The sequence below is a fragment of the Streptomyces sp. SDT5-1 genome (assembly GCF_052245995.1).
In the GTDB taxonomy this organism is placed as follows: Bacteria; Actinomycetota; Actinomycetes; order Streptomycetales; family Streptomycetaceae; genus Streptomyces.
Genome location: NZ_CM125963.1, coordinates 4864750 through 4883452, shown reverse-complemented (window position 1 = coordinate 4883452; position 18703 = coordinate 4864750). Strand labels below are relative to the sequence as shown.

21 protein-coding genes are annotated in these 18703 nt (G+C 71.3%); 9 read left to right on the top strand and 12 right to left on the bottom strand.

The genetic code is table 11. The annotated features are described in order from the left end of the window. Nucleotides 1-41: 41 nt before the first annotated feature. A complete protein-coding gene (locus tag ACTWJ8_RS22575) occupies nt 42-878 on the top strand; it encodes a helix-turn-helix domain-containing protein (RefSeq protein ID WP_356375148.1) in 837 nt (278 codons plus the stop codon). 275 nt (nt 879-1153) lie between these two features. On the opposite strand, the gene ACTWJ8_RS22570 is transcribed toward ACTWJ8_RS22575, so the two are convergent. Continuing rightward, nucleotides 1154-2581, bottom strand: a complete 1428-nt coding sequence (locus ACTWJ8_RS22570; RefSeq protein ID WP_443260130.1) for an MFS transporter — start codon at nt 2579-2581, stop codon at nt 1154-1156. Nucleotides 2582-2806: 225 nt separating this feature from the next. On the opposite strand from ACTWJ8_RS22570, the gene ACTWJ8_RS22565 reads away from it, so the two are divergent. Further along, nucleotides 2807-3649 carry a helix-turn-helix transcriptional regulator gene (locus ACTWJ8_RS22565; RefSeq protein WP_356375154.1) on the top strand — a complete coding sequence of 281 codons (843 nt, stop codon included), beginning with the start codon at nt 2807-2809 and terminating at the stop codon, nt 3647-3649. 13 nt (nt 3650-3662) lie between these two features. Here the strand turns inward: ACTWJ8_RS22565 and ACTWJ8_RS22560 are convergent, their stop codons facing one another. Next, nucleotides 3663-4991 carry an acetyl-CoA C-acetyltransferase gene (locus ACTWJ8_RS22560; RefSeq protein WP_443260129.1) on the bottom strand — a complete coding sequence of 443 codons (1329 nt, stop codon included), beginning with the start codon at nt 4989-4991 and terminating at the stop codon, nt 3663-3665. A gap of 88 nt (nt 4992-5079) precedes the next feature. Here ACTWJ8_RS22560 and ACTWJ8_RS22555 point away from each other — a divergent pair, with 88 nt between their 5' ends. Together ACTWJ8_RS22555 and ACTWJ8_RS22550 are read left to right on the top strand one after the other, a co-directional pair. Further along, the gene (locus tag ACTWJ8_RS22555) at nt 5080-6414 is read left to right on the top strand and encodes a 3-oxoacyl-ACP reductase (protein WP_443260128.1); all 1335 of its coding nucleotides are present in this window, start codon (nt 5080-5082) and stop codon (nt 6412-6414) included. Nucleotides 6415-6541: 127 nt separating this feature from the next. Beyond that, a complete protein-coding gene (locus ACTWJ8_RS22550) occupies nt 6542-7393 on the top strand; it encodes a MaoC family dehydratase (RefSeq protein ID WP_443260127.1) in 852 nt (283 codons plus the stop codon). Nucleotides 7394-7397: 4 nt separating this feature from the next. Here ACTWJ8_RS22550 and ACTWJ8_RS22545 read toward each other — a convergent pair whose 3' ends face one another. Next, nucleotides 7398-7985 carry a TetR/AcrR family transcriptional regulator gene (locus ACTWJ8_RS22545; RefSeq protein WP_443260126.1) on the bottom strand — a complete coding sequence of 196 codons (588 nt, stop codon included), beginning with the start codon at nt 7983-7985 and terminating at the stop codon, nt 7398-7400. Between the two features lie 242 nt (nt 7986-8227). Further along, nucleotides 8228-8620, bottom strand: a complete 393-nt coding sequence (locus ACTWJ8_RS22540; RefSeq protein WP_356375168.1) for a hypothetical protein — start codon at nt 8618-8620, stop codon at nt 8228-8230. Here ACTWJ8_RS22540 and ACTWJ8_RS22535 point away from each other — a divergent pair. Together ACTWJ8_RS22535 and ACTWJ8_RS22530 are read left to right on the top strand one after the other, a co-directional pair. Continuing rightward, nucleotides 8619-8783: a hypothetical protein gene (locus ACTWJ8_RS22535; RefSeq protein WP_443260125.1), complete on the top strand. Its 165-nt coding sequence runs from the start codon at nt 8619-8621 to the stop codon at nt 8781-8783. The genes ACTWJ8_RS22540 and ACTWJ8_RS22535 overlap by 2 nt on opposite strands. Before the next feature lie 135 nt (nt 8784-8918). Then, on the top strand, nt 8919-9344 hold the full coding sequence (locus tag ACTWJ8_RS22530) for a hypothetical protein (RefSeq protein ID WP_356375171.1): 426 nt from the start codon (nt 8919-8921) through the stop codon (nt 9342-9344). 92 nt (nt 9345-9436) lie between these two features. Here the strand turns inward: ACTWJ8_RS22530 and ACTWJ8_RS22525 are convergent, their stop codons facing one another. The 3 genes from ACTWJ8_RS22525 to ACTWJ8_RS22515 form a co-directional block, all read right to left on the bottom strand. Next, entirely contained in the window at nt 9437-10759 is a 1323-nt protein-coding gene (locus tag ACTWJ8_RS22525; RefSeq protein WP_356375174.1) for a dicarboxylate/amino acid:cation symporter, read from the bottom strand. A gap of 350 nt (nt 10760-11109) precedes the next feature. Beyond that, nucleotides 11110-11406: a DUF4229 domain-containing protein gene (locus ACTWJ8_RS22520; protein ID WP_356375176.1), complete on the bottom strand. Its 297-nt coding sequence runs from the start codon at nt 11404-11406 to the stop codon at nt 11110-11112. 101 nt (nt 11407-11507) lie between these two features. Next, the gene (locus ACTWJ8_RS22515; RefSeq protein ID WP_356375179.1) at nt 11508-12086 is read right to left on the bottom strand and encodes a DoxX family protein; all 579 of its coding nucleotides are present in this window, start codon (nt 12084-12086) and stop codon (nt 11508-11510) included. 176 nt (nt 12087-12262) lie between these two features. Between ACTWJ8_RS22515 and ACTWJ8_RS22510 the strand changes: the two genes are divergently transcribed. Continuing rightward, nucleotides 12263-12787: a GNAT family N-acetyltransferase gene (locus ACTWJ8_RS22510; protein ID WP_356375182.1), complete on the top strand. Its 525-nt coding sequence runs from the start codon at nt 12263-12265 to the stop codon at nt 12785-12787. A 21-nt stretch (nt 12788-12808) separates the two neighbouring features. On the opposite strand, the gene mqnE is transcribed toward ACTWJ8_RS22510, so the two are convergent. From mqnE to ACTWJ8_RS22495, 3 genes are all read right to left on the bottom strand, one after another. Next, nucleotides 12809-13972, bottom strand: a complete 1164-nt coding sequence (gene mqnE, locus ACTWJ8_RS22505; RefSeq protein WP_443260124.1) for an aminofutalosine synthase MqnE — start codon at nt 13970-13972, stop codon at nt 12809-12811. A gap of 45 nt (nt 13973-14017) precedes the next feature. Further along, nucleotides 14018-14473, bottom strand: coding sequence for an Lrp/AsnC family transcriptional regulator (locus ACTWJ8_RS22500; protein WP_306321140.1), 456 nt, complete (start codon nt 14471-14473; stop codon nt 14018-14020). 105 nt (nt 14474-14578) lie between these two features. Continuing rightward, on the bottom strand, nt 14579-15250 hold the full coding sequence (locus ACTWJ8_RS22495) for a UbiX family flavin prenyltransferase (protein ID WP_443260123.1): 672 nt from the start codon (nt 15248-15250) through the stop codon (nt 14579-14581). A 103-nt stretch (nt 15251-15353) separates the two neighbouring features. Between ACTWJ8_RS22495 and ACTWJ8_RS22490 the strand changes: the two genes are divergently transcribed. Then, on the top strand, nt 15354-15971 hold the full coding sequence (locus tag ACTWJ8_RS22490; protein ID WP_443260122.1) for a rhomboid family intramembrane serine protease: 618 nt from the start codon (nt 15354-15356) through the stop codon (nt 15969-15971). On the opposite strand, the gene mqnP is transcribed toward ACTWJ8_RS22490, so the two are convergent. Beyond that, nucleotides 15961-16863: a menaquinone biosynthesis prenyltransferase MqnP gene (gene mqnP / locus ACTWJ8_RS22485; RefSeq protein ID WP_356375194.1), complete on the bottom strand. Its 903-nt coding sequence runs from the start codon at nt 16861-16863 to the stop codon at nt 15961-15963. The genes ACTWJ8_RS22490 and mqnP overlap by 11 nt on opposite strands. Next, nucleotides 16860-18320: a menaquinone biosynthesis decarboxylase gene (locus ACTWJ8_RS22480; protein WP_356375196.1), complete on the bottom strand. Its 1461-nt coding sequence runs from the start codon at nt 18318-18320 to the stop codon at nt 16860-16862. The genes mqnP and ACTWJ8_RS22480 overlap by 4 nt, the downstream gene beginning before the upstream one ends. Before the next feature lie 87 nt (nt 18321-18407). Between ACTWJ8_RS22480 and ACTWJ8_RS22475 the strand changes: the two genes are divergently transcribed. After that, entirely contained in the window at nt 18408-18698 is a 291-nt protein-coding gene (locus ACTWJ8_RS22475; RefSeq protein ID WP_443260121.1) for a PLD nuclease N-terminal domain-containing protein, read from the top strand. Nucleotides 18699-18703 lie beyond the last annotated feature (5 nt).

Below are 18703 nucleotides of genomic sequence, written 5' to 3'. Positions count from 1 at the left end.
ACTGCCGTCCGCCCTTACGGCTGGTCTTGTACGTTTTTTGCATGCCCACCGGAGGCGAACAGATCACCGCGTGGCGGCCCCGCGTACCGGGCGTCACGGAGGTCTTCCACGCCCACTTCACGCGGCACGCCTATCCGATGCACGTGCACGACACGTGGACGCTGCTGATCGTCGACGAGGGCGCCGTCCGGTACGACCTGGAGCGGCACGAGCACGGCACGCCGCTCGGCACCGTCTCGCTGCTGCCGCCGCAGGTTCCGCACAACGGGCAGGCCGCCACGCCGGAGGGGTTCCGCAAGCGGGTCCTGTACCTGGACGCGGCGGGCGAGGGGCCGCTCGACGCCTCGTTCATCGGGGCGGCCGTGGACCGGCCCGACCTCGTCGATCCGCTGCTGCGGCGGCGGATCGGGCAGCTGCACGCCGCACTCGGGCAGCCGGGCGACGAGCTGGAGGCCGCGGCGCGGCTGGCCCTCGTCGGGGAACGGCTGCGGGAGCGGTTGCGGCCCGCGCTCGCCGACGCCCGGAAGCCGGCGCCCGACCGGCGGCTCGCCGCGTCGCTGCGGGAGCTGCTCGACGCGCGGGTCGCGGAGGGGGTCGGGCTGAAGGAGGCGGCGGGGCTCGTGCACGCGCATCCCGCGCATCTGGTGCGGTCGTTCGGTGCGGCGTACGGGATCGCTCCGCACCAGTACCTGATGTCGTTACGCGTCGATCGGGCGCGGGGGCTGTTGCTGGGCGGGGTGGCGCCGGTGGAGGTGGCGGAGGCGTGCGGCTTCTACGACCAGGCGCATCTGACGCGGTGCTTCAAGCGGGTGGTCGGGGTGCCCCCGGGCCGCTATGCGCGCGGCGGTCGGCGTATCGGTGCGGCCCACCGGGGGTGACGCCGCGGGGCTCCGCGCCTCATCGCCGACGGGTCTGGTTTCGCCGCACCGGGGATGACGCCACGGGGCCCTGCCCCGGGCCCCGCTGCTCAATCGCCGCAGGGGCTCCCATGAACGGCCCACACCGCCCGACCGCCCCAACGAATCGAATCCGCCGCACCGACGCCGACGCCACGGGGCTCCGCCCCGGCCCCCGCGCCTCAATCGCCGGCGGGGCTTCAATAACCGGGCCCTCGCCGCCGGCCACCGCACAGGGCCCCGGCCCGGGCCCGGTGTCAGCTCGGGTTTCGCTTGTTCGGCAGGAAGGTCGCGCTCAAGAGGGCTGTGGCCAGGAGCAGGGCCCCTGCCACCGTCAGGCTCACCCGCATTCCCGGCAGGGAGAACGTGCCGCCGCCGTGGTCCGACAGGAGCGTGCCGAAGAGGGCCACCGCCAGTGCGCCGCCCGTTTGGCGGAGGGCGTTGAGGAGGCCGGAGGCCGTGCCGACGCGGGGGCCGGGGACCGCGTCCATCAGCATCGCCGTCACCGCCGGGATGGCGAACGCGCCGCCGAGCCCGGTGGGCACCAAGAGCAGCACGAGCAGCCACATCGGGGTGTCGGCGGTCAGCGGGAGCAGGGCGAACATCGCCAGGGACAGGACCAGTTGGCCGATGACGACGACCGGGCGGCGGCCGAAGCGTTCGGCGACACGGGGCGAGACGAGGTTCGTGCCGGTGATCAGGACGGCCAGCGGTACGAAGACGAGGCCCGCCGTCGTCGCCGTCATGCCCCGCAGTTGCTGGAGGTACAGGCCGAGCAGGAACACCACCCCGTAGAAGCCGACGTTGATGGCGAAGCCGACCGCGAGGGAGACCGAGACCGTGCGGTCGCGGAGCATGGTCAGCGGGACCATCGGGGCACGGTGGCGCTTCTCCGTGACGTAGAAGGTGAGCGCGGAGACGACCGCCACGGCGAGCGCCGCGAGGCCCGCGCCGCCGCCCTCGATCACCGCGAAGGTGAGGCCCGCGAGGGTGAGGACCGCCGTGATCTGGCCGGGGACGTCGAGGGGCGCGGGGCGGCGCGGGGACGGGGCGACCTTCGTCAGGAGGGCCAGGATCGCCGCGCCGACGGGCAGGTTGAGGAAGAACACCGCGCGCCAGCCGACGTGTTCGGTGAGGACGCCGCCGAGCACCGGCCCCGCCGCCATCGCCACCGAACCGCCGACCGTCCACAGCGCGATCGCCCGCGCCCGCCGCCGCGCGTCGTCGTACGCCTCGCGGATCAGCGCGAGCGACGCCGGCATCAGGACCGCCGCCGCCCCGCCCTGGACGACGCGCGCCACGATCAGCGCGCCGAGCCCGGGCGCGAGGGCGCAGGCGAGGGAGGCCAGGGTGAAGAGGGCCGTGCCGAGGACGTAGGCGCGGCGGGCGCCGGTGCGGTCGGAGAGCGCCCCGGCCGACAGCATCAGCCCTGCGAACATCAGCGTGTACGCGTCCGCCACCCATTGCAGTCCGGTCATGCCGCTGTGCAGGTCGGCGCGGATGCCGGGCAGCGCGATGTTCACGGCCGACACGTCGATGGTGATCACGGCGAAGCCGAGCAGCGCGGCCAGCAGCGCGGCGGTGCCGCGGGTGGTGGTACCGGTGGTGGTGCGGCCGGGTGCGGCGGCGGAGTCCTCGCGTACGGGTCGCGTACGGGTGCGGGGGCCTGGGGCGGCGGTGGTCACGGTGTCCTCCTGAGCGTGGTGTCCGCTGTGCGGGTGGGCGGCAGACGGCGGGCCGCGGACCTGTGACACGCACTCCCTGGGCCCTTGCGGCCTGCCGGCCACCCGCAGCGAGGTCAACTCTGCGGCCGCCGCGCGAAAGGTGGCAGGCCGCGCTCCACCGGGGTGCCGCGTTCCTGGTCCTGACACGGCCCCCCAACGGGCTCGACGACCGTGGACAATGCACGTATGGCAGAGACCACGGAACTGGGCCGCTATCTGCGGGCCCGCAGGGAGCAGGTGACGCCGGCCGAAGCGGGCCTGCCCGCGGGCACGGGGCTGCGGCGCACGCCGGGCCTGCGCCGCGAGGAACTGGCGACGCTCGCCGGGGTGAGCGTCGACTACTACACGCGCCTGGAGCGGGGCCGCGAGACCAACCCGTCTCCCGCCGTGATCGACGCGCTCGCGCACGCGCTGCGGCTGCGCGGCGACGCCCACGAGCGGCTGCACGACCTCGCCGAGATGGCCTCCGGCCGGCAGACCGAGCCCCGCCCCACCACCGACGACACCGTGCGCGATTCGGTGCTCAGGATGCTGGAGGCGCTGCGCCCGCTGCCCGCGTACGTGGTCAGCCGCTTCAACTATGTGCTGGCCGCGAACCCGGCGGGCCGGCGCCTGCTGCCCGGCCTGTGGGACCTGCCCGCCGAGCAGCGCAACATCACCCGCTATCTCTTCCTGCACCCGGTGGGCCGGGAGCTGTACGTGCCGTGGGAGGAGACGGTGACCGCGTCGGTGGCGCACCTGCGGGCGATCGGCGGCACCGACGCGGACGATCCCCGAATGGCCGCGCTCGTCGGTGAACTCCTGCTGAAGTCACCGGACTTCGCCCGGATCTGGAACCGGTACGACGTGTGCGAGCGCAGCGGTGGCACGAAGTCGTTCGACCATCCGAAGGTGGGCGCGATGACGCTCACCTTCGAGGTGATGCAGCTGGCGCGTACGGGTGGCCAGCGCATGGTCGTCTACCAGGCCCCCGCGGGGTCACCGGACGAGGAGGCGCTGCTGAAGCTGGACCCGGCCTCCTCGCCCTGAGCCCGCCCGACGGCTAGGGCCGTTCGAGGATCGCAGTGACGCCCTGGCCGCCCGCCGCGCAGATCGAGATCAGGCCGCGGCCGGGACCGCCCCGCTCGGCCAGCAGCTTCGCCAGCGTCGCCACGATGCGCGCGCCCGTCGCCGCGAACGGGTGGCCGGTCGCGAGCGAGGAACCGGCCACGTTGAGGCGGTCCCTGTCGACCGGCGCGAGGCCCGCCTTCTCCCACGCGCCGAGCGTGGCGAGGACCTGGGAGGCGAACGCCTCGTGCACCTCGACCAGGTCGAAGTCCTCGATGCCGAGACCGGCCCGCTCCAGCATCCGCGGCACCGCGTACGCGGGAGCCATCAGCAGCCCGTCGCCCTCGCCGCCCTTGACGTCGCCGTCCACGAAGTCGACCGCCGCCGTCTCGTACGCGGTCAGGTACGCCAGCGGTTCGAGGCCGCGCTCGGTCGCCCACTCCTCGCTCGCGAGCAGCACCACCGCCGCGCCGTCGGTGAGCGGCGTCGAGTTGCCCGCCGTCATCGTCGCGTCGGGGTCCTTGGTGCCGAACACCGGCTTGAGCGTGGCGAGTTTCTCGACGGTCGACCCGGGGCGCAGGTTCTGGTCGCGCTCGAGCCCCCGGTAGGGCACGACGAGGTCGTCGAGGAGGCCGCGCTCGTACGCCGCCGCGAGGCGCTGGTGGCTGGTCGCGGCCAGTTCGTCCTGGGCCTCGCGCGTGACGCCCCACGCGCGGGCGGTGATCGCGGCGTGCTCGCCCATCGACAGATGGGTGCGCGGCTCGGCGTTGCGCGGGATGTCGGGGACCAGATGGCCGGGCCTGACCTTGGAGAGTGCCTTGATCCGGGCGCCCGTGGACTTCGCCCGGCGGGCCTCGAGGAGGATCTTGCGGAGGCGGTCGTTGACGCCGAGCGGCGCGTCGCTCGCGGTGTCGGAGCCGCCCGCGATCGCGCTCTCGGTCTGGCCGAGGGCGATCTTGTTGGCGGCGGCGATCACGGCCTGGAGGCCGGTGCCGCAGGCCTGCTGGATGTCGTACGCGGGGGTGCGCGCGTCCAGCATCGAACCGAGCACGGTCTCGCGCGCGAGGTTGAAGTCCCGGCTGTGCTTGAGCACGGCGCCCGCCACGAACTCGCCGACGGCGCCCGGCTCGTGGAGCTTCGCGCGGCCCACGAGTCCGTCGAGCGCGGCGGTCAGCATCTCCTGGTTGGAGGCGGTCGCGTACGGGCCGTCGGAGCGCGCGAAGGGGATGCGGCTGCCCGCCACGACCGCGACGCGGCGCGGGGCCTTTCCTACGAGGGGGGCTCCTGCGGCGGGGGCGGCAGGGCCCTTCGGGGTTCGCGCCATGTCCGGCAGCTCCTGAGCTATCGACAAGTTCTGACCATTGAGTAACCTTACTCTCTAGTAAATTTACGACCGAGCTGGGAGCTGGACAATGGCCGACCGCTATCTGAACTTCACCGGCACGGCCCCGGGCCGCTTCCTGACCCGCCGGCTCGGCCTGCCGCAGCCCGCGCCCCTGCGCCGCTGGGGCGCCGAACACCCCCGGTTCGAGGGGCAGTTGCTGCACCTCACGGCGGGCGAGTCCGCGCACGCCGACGCGTTGGGCAAGGTGCTCGCCGGGACCGGGCTCGACGTCGTGAGCTCCGCGTCCGCCGACGCGCGGCCCGTCGCGGCCGTCGTCGACGCCACCGGCGTCACCGGCCTCGACTCGCTCGCCGAGGTGCACGCCGCCCTGCACCCGGTCGTCCGCTCCCTCGCCGCGGGCGGGCGCGTCGTGGTGCTCGGCGCGCCGCCCTCGGCCGACGACCACCACCAGGCGGCCGTCCAGCAGGGCCTCGAAGGGTTTGTGCGCTCCCTCGGCAAGGAGATCGGGCGCGGCCGCACGGTCAACCTCGTGCGCGTCGCCGGGCCCGTCGCCGACGCGGAGTCGACCCTGCGGTTCCTGCTCTCCCCCAAGTCGGCGTACGTGAGCGGGCAGGTGGTCCAGGTCGGCGGCGCGGGCGAAGGGGTGGCCGCCGCGCCCGACGACTGGGAGCGGCCGCTCGCCGGGCGCACGGCGCTGATCACCGGCGCCGCCCGCGGCATCGGCGAGGCCGTCGCCGAGACCCTCGTACGGGACGGCGCCGATGTCGTCCTCCTCGACGTGCCGGCCGCGGAGGCCGATCTGACGAAGGTCGCGGAGCGGCTCGGCGGGCGGGCGCTGCCGCTGGACATCACGGCGGACGACGCGGGTGAGCGGATCGCCGCGTTCGTGCCCGACGGGCTCGACGTGCTCGTCCACAATGCCGGCATCACCCGCGACCGGCGGCTCGCCAACATGCCCGCCGAGCGGTGGAGTTCGGTGCTCGACGTCAACCTCGCGAGCGTGCTGCGGACGACCGACGCGCTGCTCGCGGCGGGGGCCGTGCGGCGCGGCGGTTCGATCGTGGCGACCGCGTCCATCGCCGGGATCGCGGGGAACGCCGGGCAGACCAACTACGCGGCGAGCAAGGCGGGGATCGTCGGGCTCGTGCGGTCGCTTGCGCCGCGGGCCGCGGCGGAGCACGGGGTGACCGTCAACGCGGTGGCGCCGGGGTTCATCGAGACGAAGATGACGGCGGCCGTGCCGCTGTTCATCCGGGAGGCCGGGCGGCGCATGAACTCCCTTGCGCAGGGCGGCCTTCCGGTGGACGTGGCGGAGACGACGGCGTGGTTCGCGTCGCCGGGGTCGGGGGCGGTGAACGGGCAGGTGGTGCGGGTGTGCGGGCAGTCCCTCCTGGGGGCGTGACCCTCCGGGGGCTGCCGGGCCCATGTGACCGGTGGTCCGTTCCGACGGTCGCGGGGCTCCGCCCCGGACCCCGCGCCTCAATCGCCGGCGGGGCTCAAGAACTCACACACCTCATGAGGACGTCACCATGACTCGTACCGTTGAACTCGACGAGGTCCCCTCGCTGTTGCCGCTGATGCTGCGGGGTGCCGTGCTGTCGCCCTTCAAGCGGGCCCGGCGGGACGCGCCGGTCTCCGACGAGCGGCTCGTCGTGGCCGGGCTCCGTGTCGCGCAGGGGCATCTCGCCGCCTACGAGCGGGCCTGCGGGTTCGCGACCGGGCGGCCGGAGCTGCCCGTCACGTATCCGCACGTGCTCGGGTTCCCGCTGGCGATGCGGCTGATGTCGGAGCGGGCGTTCCCGCTGCCGCTGCTGGGCCTCGTGCACACGTCGATCGCGATCACCCAGCAGCGCGACCTGGCGCCCACGGAGGCGTACGAACTGGGCGTACACGTGAAGGAGTTGCAGCCGCACAGGCGGGGCACGGAGGCCGTCGTGGTCACCGAGCTGCGCGCCGACGACGCGCCGGTCTGGCAGTCCACCAGCACGTATCTCGCCCGGCACCGGACGACGCCCGCGCCGCCCCGGCCGGAGGAGGAGCCCGCGCGGCCGCTTCCCGAGGTGGCCCGCTGGCGGCTCGGCGAGGATCTCGGACGCCGCTACGCCGCCGCGTCGGGCGACCGCAACCCGATCCATCTGCACCCGCTCACGGCCCGCCTCTTCGGCTTTCCGCGCGCCATCGCGCACGGCATGTGGACGGTGGCGCGCGGCCTGGCGGAGTACAGGGCGCACGGGCCCGTCCACGTACAGGCCGCGTTCAAGGCGCCGGTGCTGCTGCCGGGCGAGGTGGTCTACGCGGCCGAGGGCCCGGCCTTCGAACTGCGTTCGGCGGACGGCGCCCGCACCCACCTCACCGGCGAGGTGCACGGGCTGGCGGAGTGAGCGGCTAGCGGGCCGACCAGCGTTCTCCTGCCATCAGGTTGCCGAGTCCCGACCAGGCGAAGTTCATCATCGTCGCGGCGGCCTCCTTCGCCGACACGGACGCGTCGGCGTTCGCCCAGCCGGCCAGCGCCTCCGCGGCGCCGACGAGGGCCTGGGCGAGGCCCGCGACCTCGCGATCGGCCAGCTCCGGGTTGTCGTGCGCCTCGCGGGCGGCCTCCACGATCAGGTGCGTCACGAACGCCACGATCTCCTCGCGCATCGCGACGACCTCGGAGACGAACGGGTCACCGCCCGAGCGTGCCTGGCTGTGCAGCACCGCCCAGCCGTCGGGGCGCTCCGCGGTGTGCGTGAAGAAGGCGGTCAGGCCCTCCCAGAGCTGCCGGTCGGCGGCGACACCGGTGCGCACGCCCGCGCGGACGGCGTCGACGAGCGCCTTCGCCTCGCGCCGGATGCAGGCGCTGAACAGGTCTTCCTTGGAGTTCAGATACAGATACACCAGGGGCTTGGAGACGCCCGCGAGCTCCGCGATCTCGTCCATCGACGCGGCGCGGTAGCCCCGCTTCCCGAACACCCGCACAGCGGCGTCCAGCATCTGCCGTTCCCGCTCGGCCCTCGGCATCCTCTTCTGCCGCACCGCCCCGGACTGCGCGCCACCGCCCACCCCAGCCGCCTTTCCCTCGCACGTTCTACCCGGTTCAGCGTACGCAGCGCGCCTCTTGTCACGGCATGGCGAGGCCCCCGTGACGATCCGCGCAAGGAGGAACACGCATCATCACGGGGGCCTGGCCGTGCCCCGCGCTCCGGTCGAAAGGGGTAGGGCCGGAGGCGCTGGGCTCAGAGGATCCGCTCGGGGGCGTCGAACTGGTCGACCGGCGCGTCGTTGCAGGCGGCGACCGGGCCACCGAGCACGTTGCCGCCGACGCCCTGGGCGGCGGGGACCGCGCAGCGCAGGTCGGCGTTGACGAGCGGGGCGCCGTAGGTGTTCAGGACGCCGCCCGGGTCGCCGCCGATGGCGACGTCGCCGTTGGACGTACCGAACTGCGAGACGCCCGTCCCGCTGGTCGTGTCACCGAAGGCGGCGGCGCGGCCGGCCTCGTTCGCGTCGTGGGCGTTGGTCATCGTCTCGGCCTGCGGGCCGGACGCCGCGGACGCGACACCCGTCGCACCGACGGTGGCGGCGACGGCGGCCGACGCGAGCGCGGCACCGGACAGAACCTTGCGGATCATGATCGCTCCAAGCATGTGGGGGGGTGGACAGCAGGAGCTTGCACGTTCCGACGGCTTCGAACACGGCTTACAGGCGGTAGATCCCATCAATCCAACCAAACAGATCAATGATTCCGGAAAAGTAATAAAAGAGGAATTCCAAATCCCTCCAGCACCGCTGTGACCTGCGAGAACACCCCGAGAACCGAACATTGATCTATTCGGTTGGTTTGATGTGATGTTCCGCTTGTGGTTTACGCGGCGCCGGGGAGACGGCGTGCATGCTCCTGCTGTCCATCCCCCCACGCTTGGAGAATTCATGATCCGCAAGGTTCTGGCCGGCGCCGCGCTCGCCTCGGCCGCTGTCGCCGCGACCGTCGGCGCGTCGGGCGTCGCGTCCGCCACCGGCTACGGAGACGGATACGGCGACGCCCCGGACACGGTGTCCGGTGGCTACGACGGTTACGACGGCTACGACGAGACCGGGACGGGCTCCACCGCCCCGTCGGGCGAGACCACCGGCGGGACGGGCGTCTCGCAGTTCGGTACCGCGAACGGCGACACCGCGATCGGCGGCGACCCGGGCGGCATCCTCAACTCGTACGGCTCCCCGCTCGTCAACGCGGACCTGCGCTGCGCGGTCCCGGCCCCGCAGGGCGTCGGCGGCAATGTGCTCGGCGGCCCGGTCGCGGCGTGCGAGGACGCGCCGGTCGACCAGTTCGACGCGGAGGAGCGCATCATCTGACGCTCCCCGCGCGCGTCCGGTGCCACATACGCGAAGGCCCGCCCCGGGAGTTCCGGGAGCGGGCCTTCGCGTGGGGACGGGCCTGGGGGACGTCAGGCGGCGGCCGTGACGGCGGTCGCCTCCTGCGGCTCGTCCACCGGGGAGGAGGACGCGTGGTCGTACGCGTCCCGGTCGAGGATCTTCTCCCGCGCGGAGACGATCACCGGGACGAGGGCCTGACCGGCGACGTTCGTCGCGGTCCGCATCATGTCGAGGATCGGGTCGATCGCGAGGAGCAGGCCGACGCCCTCCATGGGCAGGCCGAGCGTCGACAGGGTCAGCGTCAGCATGACCGTGGCGCCGGTGAGGCCCGCGGTGGCGGCGGAACCGATCACCGACACGAACGCGATGAGCAGGTAGTCACCGACGTTCAGGTCGATGTTGAAGATCTGCGCGACGAAGATCGCGGCGATCGCCGGGTAGATCGAGGCGCAGCCGTCCATCTTGGTCGTCGAGCCGAACGGCACGGAGAAGGACGCGTACTCCTTCGGGACGCCGAGGCGCTCGGTGACCCGCTGGGTCAGCGGCATGGTGCCGACGGAGGAGCGGGAGACGAAGGCCAGCTGGATCGCGGGCCAGGCGCCCTTGAAGAACTGGAGCGGGCTGAGCTTGCCGACCGTGGCGAGCAGCAGCGGGTAGACGCCGAAGAGGACCAGGGCGCAGCCGACGTAGATGTCGACGGTGAACGTCGCGTACTTGCTGATCAGGTTCCAGCCGTACGTGGCGATGGCGTTGCCGATGAGGCCGATGGTGCCGATGGGCGCCAGCTTGATGACCCACCACAGGGCCTTCTGGAGGAGCTCCAGAACGGACTCGGAGAGGGTGAGGATCGGCTGGGCCTTCTCGCCGACCTTGAGGATGGCGATGCCGGCGACGGCGGCCATGAAGACGATCTGCAGCACGTTCAGCTCGGTGAACGGCGTGATGATGTCGGTCGGGATGATGCCGGTGAGGAAGTCGATCCAGGAGCCGGCCTCCTCGGGCTTCGCGCCGTCCTTCGGGGTCAGGCCCGTGCCGGCGCCCGGGTTGGTGAGCAGCCCGATGGCGAGGCCGATGACGACCGCGATCAGCGACGTGATCATGAACCAGATCAGCGTGCGCGAGGCGAGCCGTGCGGCGTTGTTGACCTTGCGGAGGTTGGTGATCGACACCAGGATCGCGAAGAAGACGAGCGGGGCGACGGCCAGCTTCAGGAGCTGGATGAAGGTGTCGCCGACCTTCTGCAGGGTGGTGACCAGCCAGGACACGTCCTGACTCCGGGCCAGCCAGCCGAGCAGCACACCGAGGACGAGACCGCCCAGGATCTGCGCCCAGAACGGGATCTTCGGTATGCGGAAGCCGGACTTCTGTTCGGCTGCGGGGGTGTTCGCGGACACGGAGGCACTCCAGTGATGACGCGCGGGGTTCGGGGCAACGTGCAGGAGCGGCGACCGCTGGACGGCGCCGCTGCAGTACTTCGGAATTTCGCGATCAGGCGCGACACGCCGCGGACATGCAGCGGCAGAGATCGACATGCAGGCGCTCCACGAGCGGGACGCTCATGGCCTTCTGGTGCGCTGCTGATGTCTTCATGACAGGAACGTTAACACCGCACCTTTGAGTACATCAAAGGGCCTCTTTGGGGAAGACGAGGCACCCGTACGCCCCCAAAGCGGGATTTACCTTGAAAACGCAGGCGACCCCGGCACCTGATGCGGTGCCGGGGTCGTACGAGGTGTGAGGAAGCTTACGAGGCCGAGCGGGCGCGGGCGGCGTCGTCCGCCTCGTCCTCCATGGAGCGGTTGGCCGCCATGTTGGCCTTGGCGCGGTCGACGCGGGCGACGACCTTCTTCGAGGCCCGGTCCCGCTCACCGCGCAGCACGACGTAGCTGATCGGCGCGGAGATCACCAGGCCGAGCAGCGCGATCCACAGCCAGTAGGAGCCGCCGATGCCGGCGGGCACGATGCCGGTGGCGACGAGGCCCCAGACGACGAGGAAGCAGCCGACGAAGATCCCGAGCCGCATCAGCGTGTAGCGGAGCATGTCAATCCACTCTTCCGTTCCGAAATGGTGCCCTTACAGGACGAGCGCCCCTCCAGTGAAGCACGGGGAGGGGCGCTCGATTCCAGCGGGGGCGCGTCGCGTCAGATCAGCCACCGGTTCCTGCGGACCGCGGGCAGCTGGGCCCACATTCCGCCGAGGCCGTAGTAGCGGCCCGCGCCGGTCACCGCGGTGACGATCAGGACGAGGGCGATCATCCAGTGGTCGTCCATGAACGGGTTGCTCTCGGGCCACAGCGTGACGAGCCACATGAAGGCCATCATGAGCGTGCCCGCGGTGGCGGCGATCCGCATGCCGACGCCGAGGATCATGGCGAGGCCGACGCCGAGCAGACCCAGCATGAAGACCGCGTCGAGCCATCCGGCCCCGGCCACGGAGTCAAACATGTGGGCGAAGGGGCCGCTGGTGCCGTGCAGCAGGAAGCCCTCGGTGGGGCTGCCGCCGTTGAGCCAACTCCCGGCCGACGGCGTCGACACACCGAGGCCGAAGGCCTTGTCCAGGAAGGCCCACAGGAAGTAGAAGCCGACGAGGACGCGGGCCGCGGCGAGCACACCGCGCGCTGCGGGTGCGCGGACGACGACGTCGTCCTGGCTGCCGGCGTCGCGGCGGGGCGCGCCCGTCGCGCCGTGCCGGGCGGGACTGTCCGAAGCGTGGAGGGCCATGACCGTTGCCTTCTTCCTTGTGCACCGCGCGGCCTTGCACACCTTGCGGCGCGACCGCTCGTGAATACATTCACAAGCTACGCCCGGCGCTTACCGCTCCCCTACGGCCGAAGGTCCCGATCCCGGCATACGAACGTCCCGACCTCACGCGGAATCCCGTGGTTACGCTCGCCCACATGTCCCTCCGCTTCACCCTCGACCCCACGATCGACCCCGCCCTGCGCGACGGGCTCCTCGCGCTGTGGTCCGACGTCACGAACGCGGGCGGCGCGGTCGGCTTCGTGCCGCCGGTCACGCCCGACGACATACGCCCCGAACTGGTCAAGCGCCTCGCCGATCTCGCGGAGGGCCGGACCCGGCTCCTCGTGGGTCACGACGAGGACGGGGAGATCGCGGCGTCGGCGTTCCTCACGTACAACCAGCACCGCCTGATGAAGCACCACCTGTGGCTCTACACGGTGATGGTCCACCCGCGGCACCAGGGCAAGGGCTACGGCCGTGCGCTGATGGCGGCCGCGGCGGACGCGGCCCGCACCTTCGACGGCATCGAGGCCATCCGCCTCACCTGCCGCGGCGGCACGGGCGCGGACGCCTTCTACGCGGCGTGCGACTACAAGGAGGTCGGCCGCGTCCCCGGCGCCATCCGGGTGGCGCCGGGAGACGACAGGGACGACGTCCACATGATGCTGCCGCTGGGCTGAAGCCCCGCGGCGGCAGGTGTCTCAGACCCGCATCGGCTGCGGCTCGTCGCGGCGGGCCGGGTCGGCGCCCTCGTACTCGCGGATGATCTCGTACCGCGTGTTCCGCTCCACCGGGCGGAAGCCGGCGTCGCGGATGAGGTCGAGCAGGTCCTCACGGGTCAGCTTGTTCGGCGTCCCGTAGTTGTCCGCGTCGTGCGTGATCTTGTACTCGACGACCGAGCCGTCCATGTCGTCCGCGCCGTGCTGGAGCGCGAGCTGCGTGGTCTGCAGGCCGTGCATCACCCAGAAGCACTTCACGTGCGGCACGTTGTCGAAGAGCAGCCGGGACACGGCGAAGGTCTTCAGCGCCTCGGCGCCGGTGGCCATCGTGGTCCGCGCCTGGAGCTTGTTGCGGACCTTGCCGTCCTTCATGTCGACGAAGTCGTGCTGGTAGCGCAGCGGGATGAAGACCTGGAAACCGCCGGTCTCGTCCTGCAGTTCACGCAGCCGCAGCACGTGGTCGACGCGGTGCCGGGGCTCCTCGATGTGCCCGTACAGCATCGTGGACGGGGTCTTGAGGCCCTTCTCGTGCGCGAGCCGGTGGATCCGCGACCAGTCCTCCCAGTGGGTGTCGTGGTCGACGATGTGCTGCCGGATCTCCCAATCGAAGATCTCGGCGCCGCCGCCGGTCAGCGACTCCAGGCCCGCCTCGATGAGCTCGTCGAGGATCTCGGAGGCGGTGAGGCCGGAGATCTTCTCGAAGTGGTGGATCTCGGTGGCCGTGAACGCCTTGAGCCCGACGTCCGGCAGGGCCTCCTTGAGGGCCTTGAGCGAGCGCGGGTAGTAGCGCCACGGCAGGTTCGGGTGCAGGCCGTTGACGATGTGGAGCTCCGTCAGGTTCTCCGACTCCATCGCCTTGGCGAGCTTGACGGCCTCCTCGATGCGCATCGTGTAGGCGTCCTTCTCGCCGGGCTTGCGCTGGAAGGAGCAGTACGCGCAGGAGGCGGTGCACACGTTCGTCATGTTCAGGTGACGGTTCACGTTGAAGTGGACGACGTCGCCGTTCTTCCGCGTGCGCACCTCATGGGCGAGGCCGCCGAGCCAGGCCAGGTCGTCCGACTCGTAGAGCGCGATGCCGTCCTCGCGGGACAGCCGCTCACCGTCCCTGACCTTCTGCTCCAGCTCGCGCTTGAGCCCTGCGTCCATGCCCGTACCTCTCCTCACTCAAAGACCGGTCCCAACCGTACGCCGTCACACTTCCTCGGGAAGTTCCCCCACCCTGTTCTCCCACTTCGTGGAGAGGATGATCGTCGTACGCGTCCGGGACACGCCCTTCGTTCCGCTCAGGCGCCGGATGGTGCGCTCCAGGCTGTCGACGTCGCCCGCGCGGACCTTGAGCATGTACGAGTCGTCGCCCGCGATGAACCAGCAGTCCTCGATCTCGTGCAGGTCGCGCAGCCGCTGCGCCACGTCCTCGTGGTCGGCCGCGTCGGACAGGGAGATGCCGATGAGGGCGGTGACACCGAGGCCGAGCGAGGCGGAGTCGACGGTCGCGCGGTAGCCGGTGATGACGCCGGCCGCCTCGAGGCGGTTGATGCGGTCCGTGACGCTGGGTCCCGACAGGCCGACGAGCCGGCCCAACTCCGCGTACGAGGCGCGGCCGTTCTCGCGCAGAGCCTGGATGAGCTGCCTGTCCACGGCGTCCATAAGAGGTCCAATGCCTTTCATTGTTCAGCGTTGACGCGAGCTTATGCGTACGATCGAAGGCGCGCTAGGGTCCAGCCCCGCGAAATCTAAAGTTTGTCCTCTGGGTCAGTGAGGATCCTTCGGAGAGCCTCCCCCGATCTCTCCCTCCCAACGGCGGTACAGCGTGTGCGGCACGCCCGCCGCGTCCAGCGTCCGCCCCGCGACGAAGTCCACGAGGTCCTGGATGTGCGTCGCCCCCGCGTAGAACGCGGGCGCGGCGGGCAGCACCACGGCGCCCGCCTCGTCCAGTGTCACCAGGTGCTTGAGGGTCTGCCCGTTCAGCGGCGTCTCCCGGACGGTGACGACCAGCGGGCGCCGCTCCTTGAGCGTCACGCTCGCCGCGCGCTGGAGCAGGTCCTTGGAGAGGCCGAGCGCGACCCCGGCCACGCAGGCCGTCGAGGCGGGCACCACGATCATGCCCTTGGCCGGGTACGAGCCGGAGGAGGGCCCTGCGGCGAGATCGCCCGCGGGCCAGTACCGCACGTCCTCGAGGTCGATCCCGTCGAACGTGCCGGGCTTGCCGTCGGCGCCGCGCGCCAGCCACTGGGCGAGGTCCTCGCGCCAGTGCGCGTCGCGGAACGGGATGCCCGTCTCGTCCAGCAGCGTGAGCCGCGAGGCCCGCGAGACGACCAGGTCCACGGACTCCCCCGCCGCGAGCAGCGCCCGCAGCACGGAAGCGGCGTAGGGGGTCCCGGACGCTCCGGACACCCCCACGATCCAGGGACTGCGGCTGCTCACTTCGACACGCTCCACACCCCGAGCCTATCCGGCGCCCCGCCGGGGGAACTTGAGCAGGGGCGGTCGGCGTTCCTTCCATGACGCACGACGGCGGGGGGCCGGTATGACGTACGAAGGAACGGGCGGGGCGGCGGCGCGGCGTCGGCCCGGGCGCGGCAGGGCACTGGCAGCGGCGCAGGTGGCGCTCGGCTGGGTGGCGCTGCTGTGGCTGCTCGAAGTGGTCGACGTGGCGTCGGGGCACGCCCTCGACTCCTTCGGCATCCGGCCGCGCGAGGCGTCCGAGCTCGTGGACGTCGCCCCGGCGGCCTTCGTCCACTTCGGCTTCGGCCATGTCGCGGCGAACTCGCTGCCGCTGCTGGTCCTCGGCTTCGTCGCGGCGCTCGGCGGGCTGCGCCGCTTCTTCCTCGCCTGCGCCCTGATCGTCGTCGTGGACGGGCTCGGGGTGTGGCTCGTGGCCCCGGCGCACACGAACACGGCGGGCGCATCGGGCCTGATATTCGGCCTGTTCGGCTTCGTGGTGCTGTCCGGGTTCGTGGAGCGCAGGCCCCTGGGCATCGTCGTCGGCGTGCTCATCGCCGCGTACTGGGGCACGTCGTTCCTGGCCGGCCTCTCCCCCACGAACGAAGGGGTGAGCTGGCAGGGCCATCTGATCGGGCTCGCGGCGGGCGTGGCGGCGGCCTTCGTGTTCCGCCGTCCACGCCCCGCCCCGGCTATACGGTGAGGCCCCGCACCAGCAGGTCGAGCAGGGCGCACACGAAGAGCGCGATCCCGATGAAGCCGTTGACCTGGAAGAACGCCCGGTTGAGGCGGGACAGGTCGTGGGGCTTCACGATCGTGTGCTCGTAGAGGAAGGCGCCCGCGACGATGACGAGGCCGACCCAGAAGAAGGTGCCGGCGTCGGTGGCGAGGGCGTACCAGACGAACAGGGCGGTGGTGACGGTGTGGCAGACGCGGGCGCCCCAGATCGCTCCGGGGATGCCGAAGCGGGCGGGCACCGACTTCACGCCGACCTCGCGGTCCGTCTCCACGTCCTGGCAGGCGTAGATCAGGTCGAAGCCGCCGATCCAGATGCCGACGGCGAGGCCGAGGATCACCGCGGTCCAGGACCACTCGCCGGTGATCGCGATCCACGCGCCGATCGGGCCCATCGCCTGGGCGAGCCCGAGGATCGCCTGCGGGAAGTTCGTGAACCGCTTGCCGTACGGGTAGACGACCATCGGGATCACCGCGATGGGCGCGAGCGCCAGGCACAGCGGGTTCAGGAGCGCCGCCGAGGCCAGGAAGATCACGAGGGCGATCAGCGCGCCCGTCCACGCCGACTTCACGGACACCGCGCCGGTCACCAGTTCGCGGTGCGCGGTGCGCGGATTGCGGGCGTCGATCTCCCGGTCGATGATCCGGTTCGCCGCCATCGCGAACGTCCGCAGGCCGACCATGCAGATGGTGACCAGGAGGAGCCGGCCCCAGTGGATGTTCTCGTCCCACTGGAACATCGCGGTCAGGGCCGCGATGTAGGCGAAGGGCAGCGCGAAGACCGAGTGCTCGATCATGACAAGGCGCAGGAACGCCTTGGTCCTTCCCGGCTGCGGGATTGCTGCTGAGGCGCTGCTCACGAGAGTCCGTACTCCTTCCAGCGACGGTCCACCAGGGCCGCCGTACGGGGATCGGAGACGACCATCTCGGGCCAGCCTCCGTCCCGCGTGTAGCCCTCCTCGGGCCATTTCTTCGTCGCGTCGATGCCCGCCTTGCCGCCCCAGAACTGCTGGTACGAGGCGTGGTCGAGGTGGTCGACCGGGCCCTCGGTGATCATCAGGTCGCGGGCGTAGTCGGTGTTGCCGAGGGCCCGCCACGAGACTTCATGAAGGTCGTGGACGTCGCAATCGGAGTCGACCACCACGATGAGCTTGGTCAGCGACATCATGTGGGCGCCCCAGATCGCGGACATGACCTTCTGGGCGTGCTTCGGGTACTTCTTGTCGATCGAGACGATCGCGCAGTTGTGGAAGCCGCCGGACTCCGGCAGGTGGTAGTCGACGATGTCCGGGACGATCACCTTGAGCAGCGGCAGGAAGAAGCGCTCGGTGGCGCGGCCGAGCGGGCCGTCCTCCGTCGGCGGGCGGCCGACGACGATCGACTGGAGCAGCGGACGCTTCCGCATCGTCACGCAGTCGATCTTCAGCGCGGGGAACGGCTCCTGCGGCGTGTAGAAGCCGGTGTGGTCGCCGAACGGCCCCTCAGGCAGCATCTCGCCCGGCTCCAGCCAGCCCTCGATGACGACCTCGGCGTTGGCCGGGACCTGGAGCGGCACCGTCTTGCAGTCGACCATCTCGACGCGCTTGCCCTGCAGGAAGCCCGCGAGCATGTACTCGTCCATGTCGCCGGGCAGCGGCGCCGTCGACGCGTACGTGACGGCGGGCGGGCAGCCGAACGCGATCGCGACCGGCAGCTTCTCGCCCCGCTTGGCGGCCACCTGGTAGTGGTTCCGGCTGTCCTTGTGGATCTGCCAGTGCATGCCGATGGTGCGCTTGTCGTGGCGCTGCAGCCGGTAGAGGCCGAGGTTGCGGACGCCCGTGTCGGGGTCCTTGGTGTGGGTGAGCCCCAGGTTGAAGAAGGAGCCGCCGTCCTCGGGCCACGTGAACAGCGCGGGCAGCTTGTCGAGGTCGACGTCGTCGCCGCGCAGCACCACTTCCTGCACCGGCGCGTCGTCCGACTTGACCTTCTTCGGCGGCACGTGGGCCATCGCGCCGAGCTTGCCGAACGCCTCGCGGATGCCGACGAACCCGTGCGGCAGCTCCGGCTTCAGGAGGCCGCCGATCTTCGCGCTGATGTCGTCGTACGACTTCAGGCCGAGCGCCTTCAGGAGGCGGCGGTCGGTGCCGTACACGTTCATCGCGAGGGGCATCGACGAGCCCTTCACGTTCTCGAAGAGAAGGGCGGGGCCGCCGGCCTTGTTCACCCGGTCGACGATCTCACCGACCTCCAAGTACGGGTCGACCTCGGCCTTGATGCGCTTCAGGTCGCCTTCCCGCTCCAGAGCCCTGAGCAGGGAGCGAAGATCGTCGTAAGCCATGCGTTCCAGTATCCGGCACGGGCTACGCTTGCCGGGTCACCGGGGGCCCGGTCGGCCCCGTTCCGCTCCTTGGGGGATCGCGACACGATGCTGCGCTACTTGCCGTTCCTGCTGGTCCTGGCGCTCTGGATCTATGCGTTCATCGACTGCCTGAACACCCCTGAGAAGGAGGTGCGCGGGCTGCCCAAGGTCGTGTGGGTCATCATCATCCTGCTGTTCGGCGAGGTGCTGCTCGGCCCGATCGCCTGGCTGGTGGCGGGCAGGCCGCGCCGCGCCCCCACGGGCGGCGGCACCCGGTTCGTCGCGCCCGACGACAACCCCGAGTTCCTGCGTTCCCTCAAGGACGACAACAGGGACGAGAACAAGAAGGACGACTGAGCCCC

Excerpts from the sequence above, each read along its gene's own strand:
- ACTWJ8_RS22575 (WP_356375148.1), top strand. The coding sequence starts at position 42 with ATGCCCACCGGAGGCGAACAGATCACCGCGTGGCGGCCCCGCGTACCG.
- ACTWJ8_RS22565 (WP_356375154.1), top strand. The coding sequence starts at position 2,807 with ATGGCAGAGACCACGGAACTGGGCCGCTATCTGCGGGCCCGCAGGGAG.
- ACTWJ8_RS22560 (WP_443260129.1), bottom strand. The coding sequence starts at position 4,991 with ATGGCGCGAACCCCGAAGGGCCCTGCCGCCCCCGCCGCAGGAGCCCCC.
- ACTWJ8_RS22555 (WP_443260128.1), top strand. The coding sequence starts at position 5,080 with ATGGCCGACCGCTATCTGAACTTCACCGGCACGGCCCCGGGCCGCTTC.
- ACTWJ8_RS22550 (WP_443260127.1), top strand. The coding sequence starts at position 6,542 with ATGACTCGTACCGTTGAACTCGACGAGGTCCCCTCGCTGTTGCCGCTG.
- ACTWJ8_RS22545 (WP_443260126.1), bottom strand. The coding sequence starts at position 7,985 with ATGCTGGACGCCGCTGTGCGGGTGTTCGGGAAGCGGGGCTACCGCGCC.
- ACTWJ8_RS22535 (WP_443260125.1), top strand. The coding sequence starts at position 8,619 with ATGATCGCTCCAAGCATGTGGGGGGGTGGACAGCAGGAGCTTGCACGT.
- ACTWJ8_RS22540 (WP_356375168.1), bottom strand. The coding sequence starts at position 8,620 with ATGATCCGCAAGGTTCTGTCCGGTGCCGCGCTCGCGTCGGCCGCCGTC.
- ACTWJ8_RS22530 (WP_356375171.1), top strand. The coding sequence starts at position 8,919 with ATGATCCGCAAGGTTCTGGCCGGCGCCGCGCTCGCCTCGGCCGCTGTC.
- ACTWJ8_RS22520 (WP_356375176.1), bottom strand. The coding sequence starts at position 11,406 with ATGCTCCGCTACACGCTGATGCGGCTCGGGATCTTCGTCGGCTGCTTC.
- ACTWJ8_RS22515 (WP_356375179.1), bottom strand. The coding sequence starts at position 12,086 with ATGGCCCTCCACGCTTCGGACAGTCCCGCCCGGCACGGCGCGACGGGC.
- ACTWJ8_RS22510 (WP_356375182.1), top strand. The coding sequence starts at position 12,263 with ATGTCCCTCCGCTTCACCCTCGACCCCACGATCGACCCCGCCCTGCGC.
- mqnE (WP_443260124.1), bottom strand. The coding sequence starts at position 13,972 with ATGGACGCAGGGCTCAAGCGCGAGCTGGAGCAGAAGGTCAGGGACGGT.
- ACTWJ8_RS22500 (WP_306321140.1), bottom strand. The coding sequence starts at position 14,473 with ATGGACGCCGTGGACAGGCAGCTCATCCAGGCTCTGCGCGAGAACGGC.
- ACTWJ8_RS22490 (WP_443260122.1), top strand. The coding sequence starts at position 15,354 with ATGACGTACGAAGGAACGGGCGGGGCGGCGGCGCGGCGTCGGCCCGGG.
- ACTWJ8_RS22480 (WP_356375196.1), bottom strand. The coding sequence starts at position 18,320 with ATGGCTTACGACGATCTTCGCTCCCTGCTCAGGGCTCTGGAGCGGGAA.
- ACTWJ8_RS22475 (WP_443260121.1), top strand. The coding sequence starts at position 18,408 with ATGCTGCGCTACTTGCCGTTCCTGCTGGTCCTGGCGCTCTGGATCTAT.